The following is a 20,413-nucleotide window of genomic DNA, read 5'->3' as shown; positions in this document are numbered from 1 at the left end:
CGACCTGCACGCCCGGATGCTGCTGTTGATAAACAACGATTCTCGGTGATTGAACCTCACCGCTGTAAAATTGCCGGAGACCTATTTTGAAACGGTCAGCGGTGTATAAGCTGCCGGTGACGTTTCACCACCTACTGGCATTGTTACTGTAATTGAAACCGTTTTTTCCACACCAAAATATGTTACCACATCGCCTTTCGGTGCAAATGTCACTGTTGCCGTGCCGGCTGCCGCCGTGTAGGGATCTACTGCACTAACTAAAAGCTCAGGAGATGCGGTTTTTGTTACTTGAATTTTGTTAGCATAAGCACCAGTAGTCGGTACGGTTACTGTCAAATCTGCAAGAGTCGGTGCATCAACTCAAGGCATTGTTATGTCCAATTCGCCTTGATTGGTTGTTTGATCTGCTGCAACGTTTGCTTTGAATGCACTCTCCAAAATAAGCTTGGCATCAGCTTTAGTAGCCGTAACATAGTCGTTCGCTGCGGCTGCCGTGGCGGTGGCAGCCGCATTAACGCCTGTTGGTGCTGCTGCTGTTGACAGTTTTTCCAAAGCCGTTTTTAATGCACCTACCGTTGTCTCAGAAATTCCGTTATCAAATGCCGTTTTCGCAGTAACCGCAGCGTCATAGGCTGTTTTGATGTTCTGAGCGGCGGTATATAGCTGATCTGCCGCGGTCATTCTGGCATCAAAATAAGTAAAGCTGTCATCAGTCTTATAGGCTTTTATTGCATCTTCCGCTGCTTTTTTTGCCGCAGTCGCAGCTGCCGCATTGCTGTCGTCCAGAAGATTTACCTCGGCCGCTGCTTTGGCTTTATAATCGGCCAGCGCCACTTCCGCTGCCGCCGCCTTGGCTTCCATCAGACCGGTTATGGTTACCGTTGTCGTTGGATCGTCAGCATGCGTAATCATAAAGCTGATGGTGATACTGGTCGCACCGGGAATGACCTTCCCGCTTGCATCGATGCCGGCGTTCTTTGGATCGGTGGGTGTGGCCAGCGCAACCGTATAGCCGGTGTATTTAGCGGCAGTAACCAGATCTTTTGCCCTCGTTAACAGATCAGTATCGACATTAACGCCGCCTGTTGCCAGCTTGTCTTTGGTGATCGCGCTTCCCACATGGCCTGCCGAAAATACCAGCGCCGCTCTCAGTTTTTTAAGCTCATCTCCGGCCAGATCATAGTCCGTCTGCGAATTCTTTTCAACACTATAATTGTTGATGTAGTAATTGTATTTCGCTTCATAAGCCGTCCAGGTCGCCGCGGTATAGTTGCTGCTGTCCGGACTCAAATTGCCAAATGCTTCAACTTCATTTCCAAACTTGGTACCGATGCTGATATTCGGTTTTACCACCAGATGGGTCTGGGCCGTCGCAAGAATACCAGTCGCTTTGGATACCACCGCCTGATGCGTAATCAAAATCGGTTCCTTGATGATATTGTCTTTGACATTGTTGTAGGCAATCAGATACACGTCCAGACTGCTTTTGGTATATTTTTTGGTGGTTTCGGCTATTTCCGCTTCCGTCCCATATGGCACTTTGTTCACCGCCGTGTAATAGGCGGTCATGTCCACCAGCGGCGTCACCTTGTTTTTATCCTTCAAAATGGTGTTTGTTGCATCATTGACCACCTCGGCACTGGCACTCAGAAGTACCGCATTCGGGGTACCTTTTCCTGCCGCATCGAAATTTGCAAAGCCTTCCACCGTGGTTTTGTAAGCATTCCATTGATTCAGATAGGTCTGATTTCCGGAATCGATGTAGCGCTTCGTGATGCTCCCGATTTTGTTGGTCTGATGCTGCAGATCATAAGTGTAAAGCTCAATGGCTTTTAAAAACCCGTCAAACCGGCCAACCGGAATCAGTTTTGCCTGGGCCGCCGCAATAGCCGCGGTGGCCGTCTCTATCTCCGTCCTGCTGTTTTCCCGGGTCACAATATTGGCCGGCAGTGCCAGGACTTTCAGGTAATCCGCCCATGAATCTGTCGTATAATCCGCCTTATTCACACCGTTCTTCAGGGCAGTATAGGCTGCCAGCGCGTCTTTTGCGACCAGACCAGTCTGATTGAGGACATCCTGAGCCGCCTGAATTGCGTCGATGGATGCTTCAATCTTGGCCGTATCGTCCTCGGTGGTTCTCACATTGGCCTTGACCACTGTCTGGTAGGTATTCCAGTAGGTGGTCCGATAATCGTCCTTCGTGACCGCTGCCAGCGCCTTCAGGTATTCCTGATAAGGCCCGACGGCAATATCCACCAGCAATAGTTGTGCATCCTCTATTGCCGCTGTTGCAGCTGTAATGTCATCCTGTGTATTCTCCGTAGTCATTTTATTTATACTGATACCTGATATTTTTGTACTGGTTAATTTATTCTGGTAAGCTGTGTAGGAGGCCGTCGTGCACGTCGCTTTTCTTGCCTCGCCTTTTGCCAGCGCCACGTTGTATTTTGTCAGATCGCCTTTTTCAGCCAGGGCTCTCTGAAACTCGGTAATCGCCACAATGGCCGCATCGATCTCTGTCTGGGAATTATCTGTCGTCATGACTTTGCCTTTCAAACTGCTCTGGTAAACGGCCCAGGACTTGACCGTATACTTATCCTGTTCCAGGGCTTTAGTATCGATCAGCGCCCGGTAAGCCGTCAGATCGCCCTTCTTGGCCAGCGCTTTCTGGGCCTCCAGAATCTTTGCCGTCGAAGCATCAATCACAGTCTGGGTATCGTCAAAGGTTCTGACATTTGCATTCAGAACACTTTTATAGACTGCCCAGGTCTTTGATGTATAGGCGCTTTCTTTGCACGCATTAATGGCTGCATTGTACTTGGTCAGATCACCCCGGCGCACCAGTTTCAGCTGCGCCGCTTCAATCTTGATGATGGCAGCATCGATCGCGGACTGCCCGCTGGCCGCGGTTACCGGGCTGGCCGCCACGACTTTGATGTAAGTATCCCAGGATTTGGTGGTGTAGTCCGACTGTTTGACCTTCAGCAGCAGCTCATCGTATTCGGTCATGATACCGACTCTGACCAGTTTTTTCTGGGCAGCCTGAATGTTCGCCACAGCAGTGTTGACCTCAGCCTGGGTATGGTTGCCGGTGACCACATTCGCTTCGACCACTTTCTGATAAATCACCCAGGAAGCGGTCGTATAATTCGCTTTGATGGCAACACTTAATGTCGCTGTATATGCAATCAGATCGCTGGCCCTGACCAGTTTTTTCTGGGCGGTTTCAATATTTTTGATGGCGGTTTCAATTTCACTCTGGGTATTACTGCTGTCCACCACATTTTCACTCAAAATGATCTGGTAGATGGCCCAGCTGACATCGGTATAGTCTTTCTGTTTGACTGCCTCCAGCAGCGCATTGTAAGCACTGAAATCGTATTTGCGCACCATCTTGTTCTGAGCTTCAATGATCTTCTGTGTGGCGGCATCCACCTCGGTCTGGCTGCTTTCCTCGATGATGACGATCCCGCTAATCGTGGCCTGGTATTCTGCCCAGGTCTCTGCTGTAAAGTCTGGTTCTCTCACCGAAGCCAAGGCTTCTTTGTATTTTGTGAAATCGACCTTTCGTTTGAGCTTTTTCTGAGCTGCCAGAAGATTCGCAGTGGCCTTGTCAATTTCAGCCTGGGTATTGAGCTGACTGACTACATTGGCATCTAGGACTTTCTGGTATTCTGCCCAGGTGTCCGCCGTACACTCGACTTCCACCGCAGCAGCAAGCGCTGCTTTGTAGTTGGCCATGTTTTTTCCTTTGACTAGCTTGGCCTGGGCCTTGGTGATATTGGCCGTTGCCGTTTTTATTTTGGTGGCGGTATCTTTCGCCGTTGCCGCATTGGCTTTGACGACCGTCTGATAGGCCGTCCACGAATCGGAGGTATAATCGGATTCCGTCACCTGCGCCAGCGCCGCCAGATAGGTGTCATAATCGGTATTCAGCTTGACCAGCTTGATCCGGATGGCTTCCAGACGCAGGCCATAACCTTTGGTGCCGGCGTATTCGCCGCCGACAAACCAGGTTGAATCGTCCAGCTGATCCCGCAGCCAGCCCTGATTCTCCACATGAACGTTGTATTTGATGGTGTAACCGGGAAGATTCTTGAGTTCCAGCTTGATGCTTTCCATCCGAAGCCCCTCGCCCTGGGTTCCGGCCATTTTCCCCATGGCAACCGGACTCATATCGCCCTTGTTTTCCACGTGGACGCTTGTTTCAATTGTCGCGCCGGCTGGCACATCGCCGGTCAATTCAACCCTCAACGCCTCCAGACGCTTGGCCTGACCGACAGTTCCGGAAAGATTTCCATCCGGCACCCAGCTTGTTTCCCATCCGTAATCCTGAATATGGGTTTCATACTCGACTCCGACCGTTGCTGCGGTATCAACCGAATTATCCTGCGCCAGAGCTGTCGCCGGAAAAGCCCCTGTTGTCAGCAGAACGATGATCAGAATACCTGTTACTGTTTTTTTCATCGATGCAACCGCCCTCTCTTTGTCATTGTAAATCTGTTATCACTTTTCATTTTTTCGCTCCTATTTCTAAAGTATTAAAAATACTTTTATCTACAGTATCTATATCGGATATTTTACACTTTAATTAAGGTTTTTGCAATGATTCACAAAAATTCAATGCAAAAAAGCTCTCCCTGAAACAGCTGACAGACAGGGAGAGCTCCGATGATCATCGGTATTTTTTGTTTTTACCCGAATCCATCCGGGGGTACGCGCTTGTTAGTTTGGGTAGAATACTTCGACGAGGCTACCGTAGGGAATGATTTTCGCATTTATCGTCTGATTGTCTCTGACCACCGACTGGACTTTAAAGTTCATGCTGTCCACATTAGTTGAACTGAAATTTACGGTAAATCCATCTGACTGGTTGAGAATCAGATTGGCCTCCGTCATTGTCAGCCCCAGAATTTTTGACAGATACAGAGTCTGTTGCGAACCATCCAGGTGAACAGGTTTATCACTGCCAAAAGCAGTAATCGTAAAGTCGCCATGGACTCCCGCCGGAATGTAGATCGCCGCATCCGCATAATATCCGTTTAACAGAGCTTTCTCATTCGGTTCCAAAGCTGTAGCCGGCGGGTTTTTATAGTCTACCGTTACTTCATATTTTCCCGTTACCGTGTTTTTCGCCGATGTGATTGTCGGTTCAATGACTTTCAGCACCTGATCCTGGGTCGGCGCCAATATGGTTGTGCCGGCGGCTATTTTAATTACACAGGAAATCTGGTCGTTTTTCGTCTCCCAATTTCCGTCATAGTCAACCGTCAGCGTGATGCTCTGATCCAGGGATGACGCGGCCCCGATATAATAGAAGTAATCATCGCCATCCATCCATTGGTCTTTGGCATCATACGTATTGGTCACGGACCCCACCGACTTGAAGGCAGCCTTGGTTTTATCCACATTTGTCAGCTTAACCTTCAGTTCAAAGAGATTCGTGCCCGCTTTGAAGCCTGCGATGCTGGTCGTCTGATAAGGAATCGTTCCGCCCACCGTTACGATGTTGTTTGCAAAACTCACTGTCGTTGCACCATCGTCCGGCACGTATTTGGTTGTATCGGTATTTTTTGTAATACTTTCAAACGCAAAATCAACCACATCAATCGTGATCGTTTTGATATCTGAACCATTCTTTATTTTGAGGGTTCTTTGTGCGGCAACGTCGGTCTTCATCCAGAAGACAAACTGACCCGCACCGGCACCGACTGTTAACGCTTCTGCTTTATCGGCAGTGGTGAAATCGTAGTATTTGCCGCTGCCGGTATCAACGGAAAGCCCTTCAATGGTTTTCAGCCCAGTATTTATCACAAAACCGGCCCATTTGCCGCTGCCCTGATTCGGATCAGCGGAGAGATAACTTTGCAACGGCGCCTTCGCTCTGAAGGTGTACGCATTATTGGGAGCGCCTGAATCCTGAACCAGGGCCGCCTGATTGGCCTGCGCTTCCGCCGGTAAACTGTTATTGCCTTCCGCTATTTTGCTCAACGTGGTGGCTTGCAGCGTTGTTGTCGTCTGGATCGTCACCGTCACCTTGTGCGTTGCGATCTTGTCGCCTTTTTTAAAGGTGATCAGAATGCGTTCGGTGGCATCACCCGGCGTTATTTTCTGCTGTTTCAGGATAACTTTCCCGTTGTCAATCTTCAGGTATTGGTATTTGTCTTCCGTCACCGTCGAATCCTTATCGTCCAATACGGAGTAACTCAACTCGATATTGGTGCCGGCGGCCTTGCTGTCCAGCAGTTTTGCCACCGTGGCGGTGACGTCTGCATTCTCTGCCACTTCCCTGGGAACAGTCACCGCATCCTGATACTTCAGTGCTTCAGCATCGACGATTGCCTGGTTCTGCGCATTGGATGCCGTCACCTTCACTGCGCAGGTAGCCGCTTTCTTGCCATCATAACTGATCGCTGTGATAAACGCCAGTCCTTCATAATGCGCGGTGATCAGACCGTCCTGATCAACCGAAGCCACGACATTTTCACTTGATTTCCAGCTCAGGGTTTTTATCGAAGCGGACTCCGGCAATACCGAGGCCGTCAGCTTGCTGCTTTCTCCCGCAGTCAGCTCCAGATACGGCGAAATTATGATCGCATCAACCGGGATCGGCGGCACCGTCACGGCAACCTCGTTGCTGACTTCGGCATTGACTGTCGCCGTTTCCTTGGTCTTAAGCTTAAAGTCGCCATACTGGGCCGTCCCTTTCAACAAAATGGTGACCTGGGTATCACTGTCTCTGGTAATGGTATCGATACTCAGTCCGGTTGTGCCGGCTACCGTCCAGTTATCCTTGTTCTCAACAAGCGACCTGGCGGTAAATTTGTCGTTGGTCAGCGTAATGACAAGCTTCGGATCTTTGCTTCCATTGGCAATGGTGGTCGGATTTGCCGAAATCGTCGTCTCAAACTGGTTGGATACCTTGATGGTGACCTCACTGTAAACGCCCGAGCCATCGGCCGACGTGCCCCGGACGACCACATCGCCATCCTTCAAGGCCGTCAGCAATCCGTCTTCACTGATTTTGGCACAGCTTGCACCGCTTGTGATCGACCAGATGATTTTCTTGTTCGTGGCATCCGTCGGCGATACCGAGGCGCTCAGCTGAGCACTGCCGTTATCGGCGGTGATATTGGCCCCCGCAACGGCAACGCTGGTAACATGAATAACCGGCACATCGATGGTCAGGATATTGCTTTCCAGACCTCTGGTAAGGGCAGCTGACTTGGCTTTGATCGTGATCGTGCCCGCTTTCGCTTTTCCTGCGGTGTGTACCGTTACCTGGGTGTCGCTGTTTCGGTCGATCGATGCGATTGTCAGTCCCGTCTCGCCCATTGTGCTCGTCCAGTTGGTCAGGACATAGGCCGCCTGCGTAAAGGTATCATTTTCAAGCGTCAGCACAAAGTCCTGATTTTCAGCATTGTAAAGTATATTCGTATTGGAAAAAATGGTTGGCACTCCGGGATCATTGATCACAATGGTTCTGGTGGCGGAAACCTCTGAGCCATCCAGCGCTTCGGCCTGAACCGTCACTGCTCCGGTTTTTCTGGCATAAACCAGCCCAGTACTTGTGATCGTCGCAACCCCGTCCGGATTCAGCAGTGACCATTTCACATTTTTATTGGTGGCATCGGAAGGTGTGATGACCACACTCATCTGCAGCGAACTACCCACTGCAATCGTTGTTGTGTCATCGGCACTCTGAATTTTCATATCGGTAACCAATACGACCGGTACAGTTACCTCAACTGGTGGTACGGTAACATGAGAATCCACTTCGACAGCATCCGGTATTTTTTGATAGGTGACATTGTCCGCATTGATTTCTGCCTTGACGATTTGTCCCTGTCCCCGAATGTCCATCTTGGCATCGACGACCAGCTTATCCACACAGGCGCCGGTATTGATGACGACCTTGCAACCGGCTGCCGCTTCGGATACGATCATCTTCTTGATAACCGTCGTGCCGCTGGTTGAAACAATCACCCCTGGTGCATCAACCTGAACGGTATCAAAACTGCCTTCCAGAATGACCGTATCGTTAACATCACCTTCCGCAATTTCAACATCAAGACCGGCCACATTGGTCGCGACGATGCGAACCTTTCCGGTGGCGGTCTTCTGTACCGTTATCTTACTGTAGCTGCCGCCATTGATGTGGATGCTGTCCACTCCGCCGCCCCGGACAAAGGTATTGCCATCCACGGTGACATTGTTGAGCATCACATCACCGTCCCCCACTTCTTCGGAAATAATCAGATTTCCGGTGATATGGGTGTTCTGAAGCGTGACGCCATCCGCTTTGATCACCACGTCCTGAGCCAGCTCCGCCATCCCGGTGGCCGGTCCGTAGGTTCCGGCCTTACTGTAGTAAAGAGCATTATCCTTTAAAACAAGGGCATTGAAAGCGTTCTGGATGGCTCTGGTTGCCACATCCACCTCGTTCTGGGTGCTGGTTGAAGCGACTGCAAAGCCGGTCAATGTCGCCTGCAGATAGGCCCAGGATTCCGGCGTATATTTTTCCTGATCGACGCTTTTGGCAACGGACAACACTTCGTTGTATTTCTCCAGATCACCCGCATTTTTAACGATCATGATCTGAATGCCTTCCAGTCGCAGACTTTTCCCGACGGTTCCAGCAATTTCGCCATTTTCGGACCATTCCGATTCCCAGCCCAGATTCTGGATGTGACAACGATAGCGGACCGAGTAGCCCGGCATGTTCACCAGTTTGATCTGAATGGCTTCCAGTCGCAGACTTCTTCCGACGGTTCCGGAGATATCCCCGTTTTGCGACCATTCCGATTCCCAGCCCTGATCCTGAACCTGGGTCCGATAGATGATCCTTGCGTCCGCCGGCACCGCTCCCGTCAGTTTGATCTGAATGCCTTCCAGCCGCTGACTGCGTCCCTGCGTGCCTGCTGTATAGCCGTTGGTCATCCAGTTTGTTTCCCAGCCGATATCCTGAACTTGGGTACGGTAGGTTACGCCGCATTCCTGAACTGAACGTGTTGTTAAGCTGCCAAGCAATGATTTCAACCCGGTAGCCATTGGATTTTCTTCCGCAAAAACGCTGGTTGCACACACCGTCAGAATCAACATAATCCCCGTTAAAATGCCGATACATTTTCTTTTCATTGATTTTTACCTTTCCTATTGCACTTGTCTTATTATTTCAATTTATTCTATATATATTATCGTTTCTTTTTACCAGTAGTTTACCATCAATATAAGAATTTGTGAAATAATTTATCGAAAAACAGGATTATCCCGATCGTCTAACCAAATCAGGGTCACACCGGGCCCTGATAACGCCATTAGAAAAACTATTTGCAAAAAAATTTGAACTTTATTTTAAGAGGAGTTCAAAATACCGTTTCGCTATGTTTTGCTTTGCCCCCGGTTTTACTTCGCCGCCAGTTCATCGATCACTTTTTTCAGATTCAACAGATAAACCTGTTCGTTTTGGGTCAGCTCCAGTTCCGGTTTTTCTTCAATCTGATTGGCCAGTTTGCTGGTTCTGTTTTTCACTGCGTCCAGACGCTCCGGTATGCTTACGGCAATCCGGGCAAATTTTTCCAGCTTTTTGGTATCGCCCTGATTATTATAATAATTCATCGCTGTCTCCAGCGCTTTTAAATACTCCTGGTATTTTTCAAGCTGATAGGGATCATTTTGCAGCACTTTATCCATATTTTCCGCCATGGCATCAAAATCATTCCGGCTGACGGCAACGGCTGCCCGCCCTTCATAGGCCAGGGCGATGGTTTTGTTTTGAGCAAGGACCTGGTCCGACCAGTATTCAAAGGCCTCCGCTGTTTGCGCCTGACTCAGGGCGTAGATTTTTATTTCTGTATTAAATGGCAGCATTTTCAGGGCATTTTCCCGATCCCCCAGACGTTCCGTCAGAAGGGCCGCAAAGAAATACAGATATATTACCCCCAGCGCAATCAGCGAAACCTTAGCCGCCGTCAGCGCCGAGCCCGCTGCATATCCTTTGCTTTTTCCGAAATCGAGGGTCATCATCAGAATGTAAAGAATCACCAGATACTGAAAATCAAAGTCCAGACAGGCATGAAGTAAGACCACCGTCAGAATGAGCTTTTCCATTTTTGACCGGCTTTTTGAAAACAGGCTGCGGATGCAGACAAACAGGAAGGCCATCATTGCCGGAATGCCGGCGTCCAGTCCCATCTGCAGAAATTCCTGATGGACAAATCGGGTGGTGTAAACGCCGGTCTGAAACTGGGGCTGCAGATAATAATAGCCCATATACCCCGTCCCCATCGGGTGTTTTAGCAGCATGAACCAGGCATCCCGGGCATATAAAAGACGTCCCAGCAAGGTGCTGGAATCCGAAAAAATGGTCGTAATACGGGTTATCGTACTGAGACTGCCACTCAACAAAAAAAAGCCGGCAATCACTGCCAATGCGGTTGCACCGATAATGATGACGGTTTTTCGCATTTTTTTTGAAAAAACCGCATAGTATATCAGCACCCCCAAAAGCATGATCAGAGTAATTCGCGAACCCGTTAACAGCATGCCGCCCGTCAGCACCGCCATTTTACTGATTTCCAGAGAATTGATCAAATTTGACTCGGCCAGAACAATTACGCCAATCAGCAGAAACAGTGCAAAGGTGTTGGCATACTGAAAAAAGCCCCCCAGACGTCCGGCATCGATAAAACAGCCCGCCAGATCCGGAATAAAATAAGTCATGCCGGTCAAAATGACCATCGCACAGCCGGACCAGGGGATCACATTGAAACAATCGGCTATTTCAGCCCGCTCGAACTGCATCAGCACCAGGATAAACAGAATGACTGTTGAAAACTTCATAAAACCGATCAGTCCGATTCCCCAGTCTACCGACCAGGGTAAAACCAACAGGTAGCTTAGGAAGACAAAAATGAGCAGCAGCGAATAAAGATTGCATGCTAGCCTGATTTGTCCGTTCTTTTTTATCAGATACAGCAGAAAAACAACCAGAATGATCCCTGCAAATGCTACCGTAAATTCAAAAAATAAACCAAACAGGAACGGAAAGGCAAAGAGCATCCATTTGAAAATACGAACTTCATTGCTGATCGAGTGCGCCATTCCATTATCTGACGCAGAGGTCGTTTGTTGCGATGCCGTTTGCCTGGTAATCGGATGATTCTTTTTTGATTTCTGCTTTCGTCGATTATGGGTCATACAAACTCCTTGTGAAATAAATTAAGTGTCGAACTGAAAAGACACGGCTTCTTCAATTATAGAGTGCTTGCTTCTTCATTTCAACCTGTGGCAACTGGTGTGCCAGTTTTTTTTTATTTTTTATGTGAGCTAAATGCATTTAGTTGTAATGCTATGCTATTTTCATTGAAGATACTCATACTAGTGTCGCTGTTTTATTCAAATTTAAAAAATAATCATGGCACACAAACTGCCACATCTTGTAAACCTATTCAAATTATGCAAAAATAGGACATGACTTAAAAGTTGAGAGGAGAGCTTATGAAAAATGAATTTAAGAAAACTTTGTCCTTGATGATGGTGTTTCTATTCACCATCAGTATGATGCCTGCGGGTGTCTTCGCTGAAAACGTTCAGCCTGACCCGACTATCGGTGCGGTTGCAAGTGTGCCGGTAGAAGAAAAAGTGACTATGGATCTTTCCGTTAAAACGGATACCGTCTCGGCCGAAAATCCTGCCACTGAAAAAACGGCCGCCGAGACCCCTTCATCCGTTGATCAAAAAATCAATCTGCCCCAACTGGATAATCCGGCATCCGTGATTTCGGATACCGCGGTTCCGGAAACAGTTCAGACTGAAGCAGTTTCCGGAGAATTTACCTACGAGGTAATTGCCGGTGGCGTTGCCATTACAAAGTATAACGGATCGGCTAATGACGTAACCATACCTGATACCATCGACGGTAAACCGGTTATTGAAGTCCGCAGTGGTTTTTCCAAGAATAGCCTAACCAGTCTGATTCTCGGCAACAATGTCAAGACCTTTAGAGCCGTTTCTTATGGTTATACCTGGGTTGAGAGGATTGTCGTTCCGGAGGCAACCACTCAAATCGATAGTGCTTGCCTGTATTCTGGTAATGCCTTGAAAGTAATCGGCAAAAAAGGTTCGTATGCCGAAACTTATGTTGCAAATAATTCGAATAGTGCGGTATTTATCGATATGGATCTTCAGGTGAATGGTTTTTATGGCGAAGAAACACCAGGCGGCATTAAAATCGTCGATTACAATGGATCGGAAACAAATCTGACCATTCCGTCTGCGATAGCCGGAAAACCGGTTGTTTCCATTGGCTTAAAAACCTTTAGCAAGAATACTAATATCACTGAGGTTGTCATCCCTGATTCGGTTACGAATTTTGAAGAAAGCAGTACGCTCTATTATTGGGACGGAATTTTTGCCTCTTGCAAATCACTTGTCAAATTAACCTTTGGTAAAGGCATCACAAAAATTCCTGCCAATGTGGCCATGTCGTGTTCTAATTTAGAAGAAGTTGTTTTCAATGGCAATGTCGTTTCAATTGGCAACAATGCCTTCGATCAATGCGCCAAACTTCAGGCTCTAAAATTGCCTGAATCACTTGAAACTATCGGCAACAATGCATTCAGTGGATGCGCCAAACTTCAGACTCTAAAGTTGCCTGAATCACTTGAAACTATCGGTAACAATGCGTTTTTCCGATGCAATAGTATGACCAGCCTGACGATTCCCGATAAAACAACAACCATCGGTTCAGGCGCTTTTGTCTATTGTGACAAACTGGAAAATTTAGTCCTTGGCAACAGTCTGACCACCCTTGATAACAGAGCATTTGAATATTGTAGCAGCTTGAAGGAAGTGACATTGCCCAAAAGTTTAACGACCATTAACGCCGGGAATGTTTTTACCGGCTGTTTATCCCTGTCAAAGGTCGTCATCCCGAACACCACCACATCGATCACCAGTAATATTTTTGATCAGAGTCCGTTGACCACCATTTACGGGTCAAACGGCTCCTACGCCCAAACCTTTGCTGAAAAGTATGGCATTCCGTTTGTCCCTGTCCAGGCAACCTCTGCCATCGATGTCCTCTACCAGACCCATGTTCAAAATTATGGCTGGCAGGACTGGAAAAAGAATGGCGAAATGAGCGGCACCAGCCACGAAGCCCTTCGACTGGAAGCCATCAACATCAAGCTGGACCAGCAGAAATACGATCTGTCGGTTAACTATGCCACCCACGTTCAGAACTATGGCTGGCAGGACTGGAAAAAGAATGGCGAAATGAGCGGCACCAGCCACGAATCCCTCCGCCTGGAAGCCATCCGGATTAACCTTTCCGGTGCCGATGCCGATAAATTTGACATCTACTACCATGTTCATGCCCAGAACGTGGGCTGGATGGGATGGGCCAAAAACGGTGCCGATGCCGGAACCGCCGGTTTTGCCTATCGCCTGGAGGCCATCGAAATCCTGATATTGCCAAAAGACAGCCCAGCTCCCGGATCAACCGAAAATCCATTCCAGGAAAATAAATAATTCACATTCCCCCATAAGAAAGCAGCGCACTCATAACGAGTCGCTGCTTTTTACTTAGCATCGAACTCCCCGGAACAATGATAACGATGCCGTCACACAAAAAATTATAACCGATGAAACCAGCGTGCTGAAAACCATCCGCTATACCATCGACCGGGAGCTATTCAATAGCGAAAAAACCCACATCCGTATGTTTATCCCCGGTGAAAAAGAGCCAGTTTACGACCATATCTTTCAGCAGATGATGGGAAATAAAAAATACCTTATTTTAGACGATGTGATTCACCTGCCCATGCTAAGCGACGGGTCAGCCACCGATAAATACCTGACCACGCTGAAATACCTGATCTCCATTTCGGTTTTAAAAAACGTAACCTACCAGTCCAATTATGTCTATTATACTGAAGCTGGGGAGATTGAACATCGTGCGCTATTTCCTTACTACATTCTGACCTCGGACCGGACTCTGACCATCTCATCATTTTTTCGATATTTATGATTTCATCACTCCTCTTGCTCCCCTAAAAACAAATAATGTGATTGCGTTTACTAATTGCATCAGATATAATATTGAACGTATGTAAACAGGCTTGATTGAATACCCCTGCTGTGAAGAGTAACAGCATCTATGGAAACATAGACCAGTGGTATAATCTTTCATGGAAAAGTGGTGACGAAAAGGCAAAATGATCAACTGAATATACGTAACCCCAAATTAGAAAGGAACAAAGAATGAAGCATGAAAAAAGTTTGTTGTCAAAGATCCTGATGACCGTTGTTTTGCCAGTTGCTTTGGTTTTTTTGGTAACCGTCGGCATTTCAATGGTGGTTGTGGGGCAGAATTCCAGCCAGTTTTCTGATATTCAAAGTAGTCTGGTGCTGATTGACGGAATCGGATTAGCTGTCATCATTGGCGTGATGGTGCTGGGCATGAAAAAAACCTCCAATCAACTAGCCAATCTGACCGAAGTTGCCAACCGCATCGCTGATGGTGATCTTGAAGCAGCTCGAGGCGTTGAAAAATCACCGGATCAGCTGGGAGAATGAGGCCATCGGTCAGGTCAATCTGGTAATGGCAACGCTATCCGATCAAAGAGACTACTTTCGGGCCATCCTGGATGCGATGCCTTGCAGAAGCTGATTAAAGGCATGAATGGCATTCTTGAAAAAATCGCATAACCGCTGGACGAAGTCGTGACGGTTATGAACGCCATGTCCGAAGGCAGTTTGAATGTCTCCGTGGACGGTACTTATAAAGGAAGCTTTGAAGCATTAAAATCGTCCGTCAATACAATGGGAAGACGTTTCACCACCGTTGTGACCGAAATTTCTGAAATCACTGAAGAAATTGGCAACGGGAATCTCAATATTGACGATGTCCGGACTTACACCGGCGATTTCAACACGATTTCCAAATCACTCAATACCATTATTCTGAAACTGAATTCCCTGTTGAGCGATATCAACAATGCCGCCGAGCAGGTCAATGTCGGCGCCAATCAGGTTTCTGACAGCAGTCAGTCGCTGGCCCAGGGTTCCACCGAACAGGCCAGTTCCATCCAGGAATTGACCGCCTCCATCGCGGAAATTGCCGATCAGACCAAAAACAATGCTGTTGACGCGAATCGAGCCAAAGAACTGGCCACCGATGTCATGGGAAATGCCGAAAATGGCAATCATCAGATGACGGAAATGCAGCGATCGATGGTCGAAATCAACAAATCTTCCGAGGATATTTCCAAAATCATCAAGGTCATCGATGATATTGCTTTCCAGACCAATATTTTAGCGCTCAACGCAGCGGTGGAAGCCGCCCGAGCCGGGCAGCACGGAAAAGGATTTGCTGTCGTTGCGGAGGAAGTCAGAACACTGGCAGCCCGAAGCGCCGACGCTGCCAAAGAAACCACCGGATTAATCGAAGGTTCGATCCGAAACGTCCAGGAAGGTACCAAGATTGCCGACGAAACCGCCGGCGCACTGGATGAAATTGTCACTGGTATCAGTCAGGTTACCAGTCTGATTGGCAACATCGCCACCTCTTCCAACGAACAGGCCACCGGCATTGCCCAGATCAGCATGGGTGTCGAACAGGTTGCGCAAGTCGTGCAGCAGAACTCGGCGACCGCCGAGCAAAGCCCTGCCGCCAGTGAAGAACTGTCGGGTCAATCGATTATGTTAAAAGAAATGATTGGCCAGTTTCAGCTGCGCTGATCTGAGCACCACAACCATTTGGAAACCATTATCAAACAGCATTAAAAAACAGCAGGGGCTTTGCACTTAAACCGCTATCATTGTCCGAGGCTGCTCATTATCCGGTGATGCGCGTTGTAGCGAACACTCATTAGAGTGTCCGATCTCATGCGTGTCATGGATAATAGCAGCAACGGACAATCACATCGGAGTTTTGCAAAAGCCTCCTGCTGTTTTTTTATCCCCGCATCACGATCGATACCCGGAAGCGCTGATCCCCCGCTTCAAACGATGCCTGACCCATATATTTCTTGGCAATGGCCGTCACTGACAAGATGCCGATGCCGGGTTCTTCTTTTCTCTTTTGAGAGAGGTAGACCCCTTTTTTTATCTTTAATTCTCCGGCATAACTGTTGTCCACCGTGATGAATAATTGATTGCCGACCTGATGGGATGAAACTTCGATGACCCGATTTGCATCCGCCATTCTGCGGCATGCTTCAACGGCATTTTCCAGCAGATTACCAAAGACCACGCACAGATCCGATTCATCAACTGAAAGATCACTTGCCGCTTCCGTGGCGATGCGCAAGTCGATGCCTTCCTGCTTGCAGACATTTGCGTAATAACCCAGAATGGCATTGACCGCATCGTTGCTGCAATACATCATGTCGGAAAGGTTCAACTGGTTCCCCAGCAGTTCCTGAATATAATCATCCGCGTTTTCGCCATTACTCTGGTGAATCATGCCCTGCAGGGTTCTGAGATGATGGCGCAGATCATGCTCGGCTTTTCTTGTTTCTTCGATGCATAAACTGAATTTCCGGTAATAATCCGCCTGAACCAGAAGCTGCTGGCGGATGGTCCGGTTACTTTCAGAAAGCAGAATGTTCTTTTCCGATTGTTCCAGCATTTCGATGACAACATAATAGATCAGCAGAAATCCAAAAAACGAGACCAGATTGAAAACCAGAAACTGCCACTGGGCAATCAGGGTGTAATTCATGGCTGTAAAAGACAGACTGATGATGTAATAGACCAACGGAATGATCCATAAAAAGCCCCAGGCTTTATTGTGCGTCTTCATGACATGGGTGACTTTCTTTCTCAAAAAAGCCCAGACCAACGGATAGGTCAACAGCAGAATCAGGCACTGAAACAGATTAAAATAAAACGAATAGGAGCTCTGAACATAGATCCGATGTTCAATATGACTGATATAATTGACTTCCAGCAGCTTGGCCATGTTGACGATGAAATCGGCATAAGTCTTGACCAGAAAAGCCAGAAAAACAAGTTTGGCCGGCGTCCCCCTGACCATCACAATAAAAATAACGACATATAATAACAGGAAAAAAATACTGTGAAAAAAGCGGAAATTGTTCCAGTTGGGAAATGTATGAATAATCACAATAATCGATGCAATATTCAAAAACATGCATAAACCTGCTGACAGCACCGCTGCTTTTTTCGAATAGCGCTATTGATCCCAGACCGGTATGAAGGCCAGAATAAAATATGGAAAAACTGACAGAAACACGCCCCAGACGATATTTAAATTAGTGAATGTCACGATGCTTACCTCTAATCTTATTGAAGATGAAATCCAGATAGAGCTGTCGAATCTCCACACTGCCATTTCTGCGAATGGCAACCTCATGATCGTTCTTCATCACAAAACAGTCATTGGTGTAGTCAGCCACCTGGTTCATGTTGATGATGCTGCATCGATGACAGCGCAGAAATGGACTACCGCCCAATTCCTGCTCCAGTTGCGATAACGGCATGTGGATTTTAACATCTTCGTTTACCGTATGCAGAATACACAGTTTATCAAACACTTCCGCATAAATGATATCTTTGAGCCGGACATTGATCACCAGTTTACCGGTCGGAATACAGATACTTCGGCCATCTTCATTCACCATTTGTTCACAGCGTTTTAACGCCTCAAAAAGCTGTTCTTCTGACACCGGTTTCGTGATATAGTGCTGGGCATTCAGTTCAAAGCCTTCAATGGCGTGACTTCTGCTGGATGTGATAAACACAATGGCGCAGTCTTCTTCCAATTGGCGGAGTTTTCTGGCGATCTCAATGCCGTTTCCATTTTTCAGATAGATATCCAGAAATACGATGTCCGCTTTTTCATCACGCTGCCGCCAGAAATCATCATCCGTTTCAAAGAAGTTTATTTCCAGATCCCAGCAATTGATATCAGCATATTTTTTTATCAGCAGATTGATCCGCTCCTGCTGTTCTTTTTCGTCCTCACATACCGTTATTTTCAATATTGGTCCTCCAAATGACAATTTGCTTCCACTCAGTCTCTGATTGAATTTTACCATAGTCCTGCTGCTTTTACAATTTTAAGTCGAAAATTCATTGCGCGAAATGTCGTTTTTCTTCGCGAACGTGAATTGCTATCAGAGCGGTCGCCTGTTATGATAAATGTAATAAAACTTTATAAGAGGTGTAAAATGAAAAAACTAAAAATTATCAGTTTGTTATCGGTTGTTTTGTTATCTGTGTTTCTCCTGGCCGGATGTGGCGGTTCTTCGGATAAGTCATCATCAGATGAGGAAACCAGTTATTCTCAGGACTTCACGGTTGTCAATGACACCGGCATTGAAGTCTATTCACTTTATGTATCACCAACCGGCGAAGACAGCTGGGGCGACGACATCCTGACCACCGATACCTTACCCAGCGGCAGCTCCACAGACATCGTCTTTGACAGCGAAGTCAATGATCAGTACTGGGATTTAATGATCGCCGACTCTGCCGGAACCACCGTGGAATGGTCAAAGATCGATTTATTCTCAGTTTCAGAAATTACCCTGAAAATAGAAAATGGCACGCCTACTGCATCTTTCAAATAAACAACTGCCTTTCCCAAAAAACCGTCTGGAATCAAATTTCCAGCGGTTTTTTTTGTATACTTATTCATTCTATGCTATAATACATTGAATTCAATTTAGGAGGAAAAGAATGAACAATGACAGCATTCAAATACTGATTGCCATGATTGTCTATATCGTGGCGATACTCGGAATCGGCGTCTATTTTTTAAAGATTGCCAACGAGAACAGTGACAATTATTTTATCGGCGGCCGCTCGCTGGGACCATGGGTTGCAGCCATGAGCGCGGAAGCCTCGGACATGAGCGGATGGCTCCTGATGGGATTGCCCGGCGTAGCCTACTGGTGCGGCTTCGCCGATGCTTTCTGGACAGCCCTGGGGCTTGCTTTGGGAACCTATCTGAACTGGAAGATTACCGCCAAACGACTGCGGAACTATTCCTCAATCGCTGGTGATGCCATCACCATTCCGGAATATTTCAGCAATCGTTTCAAAGAAAACCGGAAAGTGATCATGCTGATTGCTTCCATCTTTATTCTGGTTTTCTTCACGGTCTATGCCGCCAGTTGTTTTGTAACCGTGGGAAAACTCTTTAATTCCCTCTTCGGCATTCAGTACCAGGTGGTCATGATCGCCGGCGCCTTTTTTGTTATTTTATATACCTTACTAGGCGGATTTCTCGCCGAGAGCGTTTCCGACTTCATGCAGGGCGTCATCATGTTCATCGCCATCATTCTTGTGCTCGTCATGGGTGCTGCTGCTGCCGGCGGTTTTGGCGCTGTTATGACGAATATCCAGAGCATTCCCGGATTCTTTGATTTCTTCGGGATTGCCAGCCCAACGCTTGTTGACGGTGTCCAGCAGGTCAGCGCCACCGGCGACCCCCTGTTCGGGGCCGCCTTGCCTTACACCTTCCTGACCATCATCTCCACAATGTCCTGGGGATTGGGCTATTTCGGTGTTCCCCAGGTACTGCTGCGATTTATCGCCATCCGGGATGCTGATGAAATTCCCAAGGCCAGACGGATTGCCACCAGCTGGTGTGTCATTTCGCTTTTTGCCGCTGTGATGTTCGGGATGATCGGCCGGGTCCTGTTCCCAACTGAGCTGCTGACACCAAGCGGTGCGGAAAGCATTTTTATCGTGATGGCAACCAATCTGATGCCGCCACTGATTGCCGGGTTTGTGATGGCCGGCATTCTGGCCGCCACCATGAGTTCTTCGGACTCCTACCTGCTGATTGCGGCATCGGCTTTTTCCAAAAACATTTATGAGGGCATTCTGAAAAAGAACGCCAGCGACAAAGAAATCATGCGGGTTTCCCATATCATCCTGATTTCGGTAGCAGTCATCGGCGTACTGCTGGCTTTGGACGAAAACAGCGTCATCTTCACGATTGTCGCCTTTGCCTGGGCTGGATTCGGTGCCACCTTTGGACCACTGATGCTCTTCTCGCTGTTCTGGAAACGCACCACCCGCGAAGGTGCGATCGCCGGCATGCTGGCCGGTGGCGGCATGGTCTTTATCTGGCGGCTTTTAATCAAGCCTTTAGGCGGTGTTTTCGGTATTTACGAATTATTGCCGGCCTTTTTAGTATCCTGTGCCTTTATCGTGGTGGTATCCCTGCTGAGCAAGGAACCATCCGCGGAAATCCAGGCTGAATTTGAACAGGCGAAAGCCGCCTAGGGACTACGTTCCTGGCGCTTAGCCGGCACTAAAAAAAACCGCTGCAAATAAATTTGCAGCGGTTTTTTTATTGGGATATCGCATTATTGCCTACATGGCCTCGCTATGATTCTTTACTCCAGGTAGTTTCCTCCAATTTATATGT

At 47.7% G+C, this 20,413-nt stretch carries 11 protein-coding genes and 1 pseudogene; 6 read left to right on the top strand and 6 right to left on the bottom strand.

Annotated elements, in window-relative coordinates; translation table 11 throughout:
- Positions 1 to 81: 81 nt before the first annotated feature.
- The 4 genes from GH808_RS11520 to GH808_RS11505 all read right to left on the bottom strand — a co-directional run bounded on the left by GH808_RS11520 (position 82) and on the right by GH808_RS11505 (position 11,199).
- Positions 82 to 336, bottom strand: a complete 255-nt coding sequence (locus GH808_RS11520; RefSeq protein WP_186842946.1) for a hypothetical protein — start codon at positions 334 to 336, stop codon at positions 82 to 84.
- 24 nt (positions 337 to 360) lie between these two features.
- The gene (locus GH808_RS11515) at positions 361 to 4,467 is read right to left on the bottom strand and encodes an Ig domain-containing protein (RefSeq protein ID WP_186842945.1); all 4,107 of its coding nucleotides are present in this window, start codon (positions 4,465 to 4,467) and stop codon (positions 361 to 363) included.
- Between the two features lie 258 nt (positions 4,468 to 4,725).
- Positions 4,726 to 9,138 (bottom strand): Ig-like domain-containing protein, encoded by a 4,413-nt coding sequence (locus GH808_RS11510; protein ID WP_186842944.1) that lies wholly within the window; start codon positions 9,136 to 9,138, stop codon positions 4,726 to 4,728.
- Between the two features lie 267 nt (positions 9,139 to 9,405).
- Positions 9,406 to 11,199, bottom strand: a complete 1,794-nt coding sequence (locus GH808_RS11505; protein WP_186842943.1) for an O-antigen ligase family protein — start codon at positions 11,197 to 11,199, stop codon at positions 9,406 to 9,408.
- Positions 11,200 to 11,499: 300 nt separating this feature from the next.
- Here GH808_RS11505 and GH808_RS11500 point away from each other — a divergent pair, with 300 nt between their 5' ends.
- The 4 genes and pseudogenes from GH808_RS11500 to GH808_RS11485 form a co-directional block, all read left to right on the top strand.
- A complete protein-coding gene (locus tag GH808_RS11500; protein WP_186842942.1) occupies positions 11,500 to 13,533 on the top strand; it encodes a leucine-rich repeat protein in 2,034 nt (677 codons plus the stop codon).
- Between the two features lie 124 nt (positions 13,534 to 13,657).
- On the top strand, positions 13,658 to 14,032 hold the full coding sequence (locus tag GH808_RS11495; RefSeq protein ID WP_186842941.1) for a hypothetical protein: 375 nt from the start codon (positions 13,658 to 13,660) through the stop codon (positions 14,030 to 14,032).
- Between the two features lie 233 nt (positions 14,033 to 14,265).
- Complete coding sequence (locus GH808_RS11490; RefSeq protein ID WP_186842940.1) at positions 14,266 to 14,580, top strand: hypothetical protein; 315 nt, start codon at positions 14,266 to 14,268, stop codon at positions 14,578 to 14,580.
- A gap of 84 nt (positions 14,581 to 14,664) precedes the next feature.
- Positions 14,665 to 15,744: pseudogene (locus GH808_RS11485) on the top strand (methyl-accepting chemotaxis protein); the annotation flags it as partial.
- A gap of 217 nt (positions 15,745 to 15,961) precedes the next feature.
- On the opposite strand, the gene GH808_RS11480 reads toward GH808_RS11485, so the two are convergent.
- The gene (locus GH808_RS11480; protein ID WP_186842939.1) at positions 15,962 to 17,161 is read right to left on the bottom strand and encodes a sensor histidine kinase; all 1,200 of its coding nucleotides are present in this window, start codon (positions 17,159 to 17,161) and stop codon (positions 15,962 to 15,964) included.
- A 121-nt stretch (positions 17,162 to 17,282) separates the two neighbouring features.
- Positions 17,283 to 18,011, bottom strand: coding sequence for a LytR/AlgR family response regulator transcription factor (locus GH808_RS11475; protein WP_186842938.1), 729 nt, complete (start codon positions 18,009 to 18,011; stop codon positions 17,283 to 17,285).
- 189 nt (positions 18,012 to 18,200) lie between these two features.
- Here GH808_RS11475 and GH808_RS11470 point away from each other — a divergent pair, with 189 nt between their 5' ends.
- Positions 18,201 to 18,602 carry a hypothetical protein gene (locus tag GH808_RS11470; RefSeq protein WP_186842937.1) on the top strand — a complete coding sequence of 134 codons (402 nt, stop codon included), beginning with the start codon at positions 18,201 to 18,203 and terminating at the stop codon, positions 18,600 to 18,602.
- A 109-nt stretch (positions 18,603 to 18,711) separates the two neighbouring features.
- Entirely contained in the window at positions 18,712 to 20,268 is a 1,557-nt protein-coding gene (gene putP, locus GH808_RS11465; RefSeq protein ID WP_186842936.1) for a sodium/proline symporter PutP, read from the top strand.
- The last annotated feature ends 145 nt before the right edge of the window (positions 20,269 to 20,413 follow it).

Origin of the sequence: Acetobacterium fimetarium (assembly GCF_014284475.1) — a bacterium.
Classification (GTDB): domain Bacteria; phylum Bacillota; class Clostridia; order Eubacteriales; family Eubacteriaceae; genus Acetobacterium; species Acetobacterium fimetarium.
The sequence above is the reverse complement of the archived record's forward strand: the minus strand, read 5'-3'. Positions and strand labels throughout refer to the sequence as shown.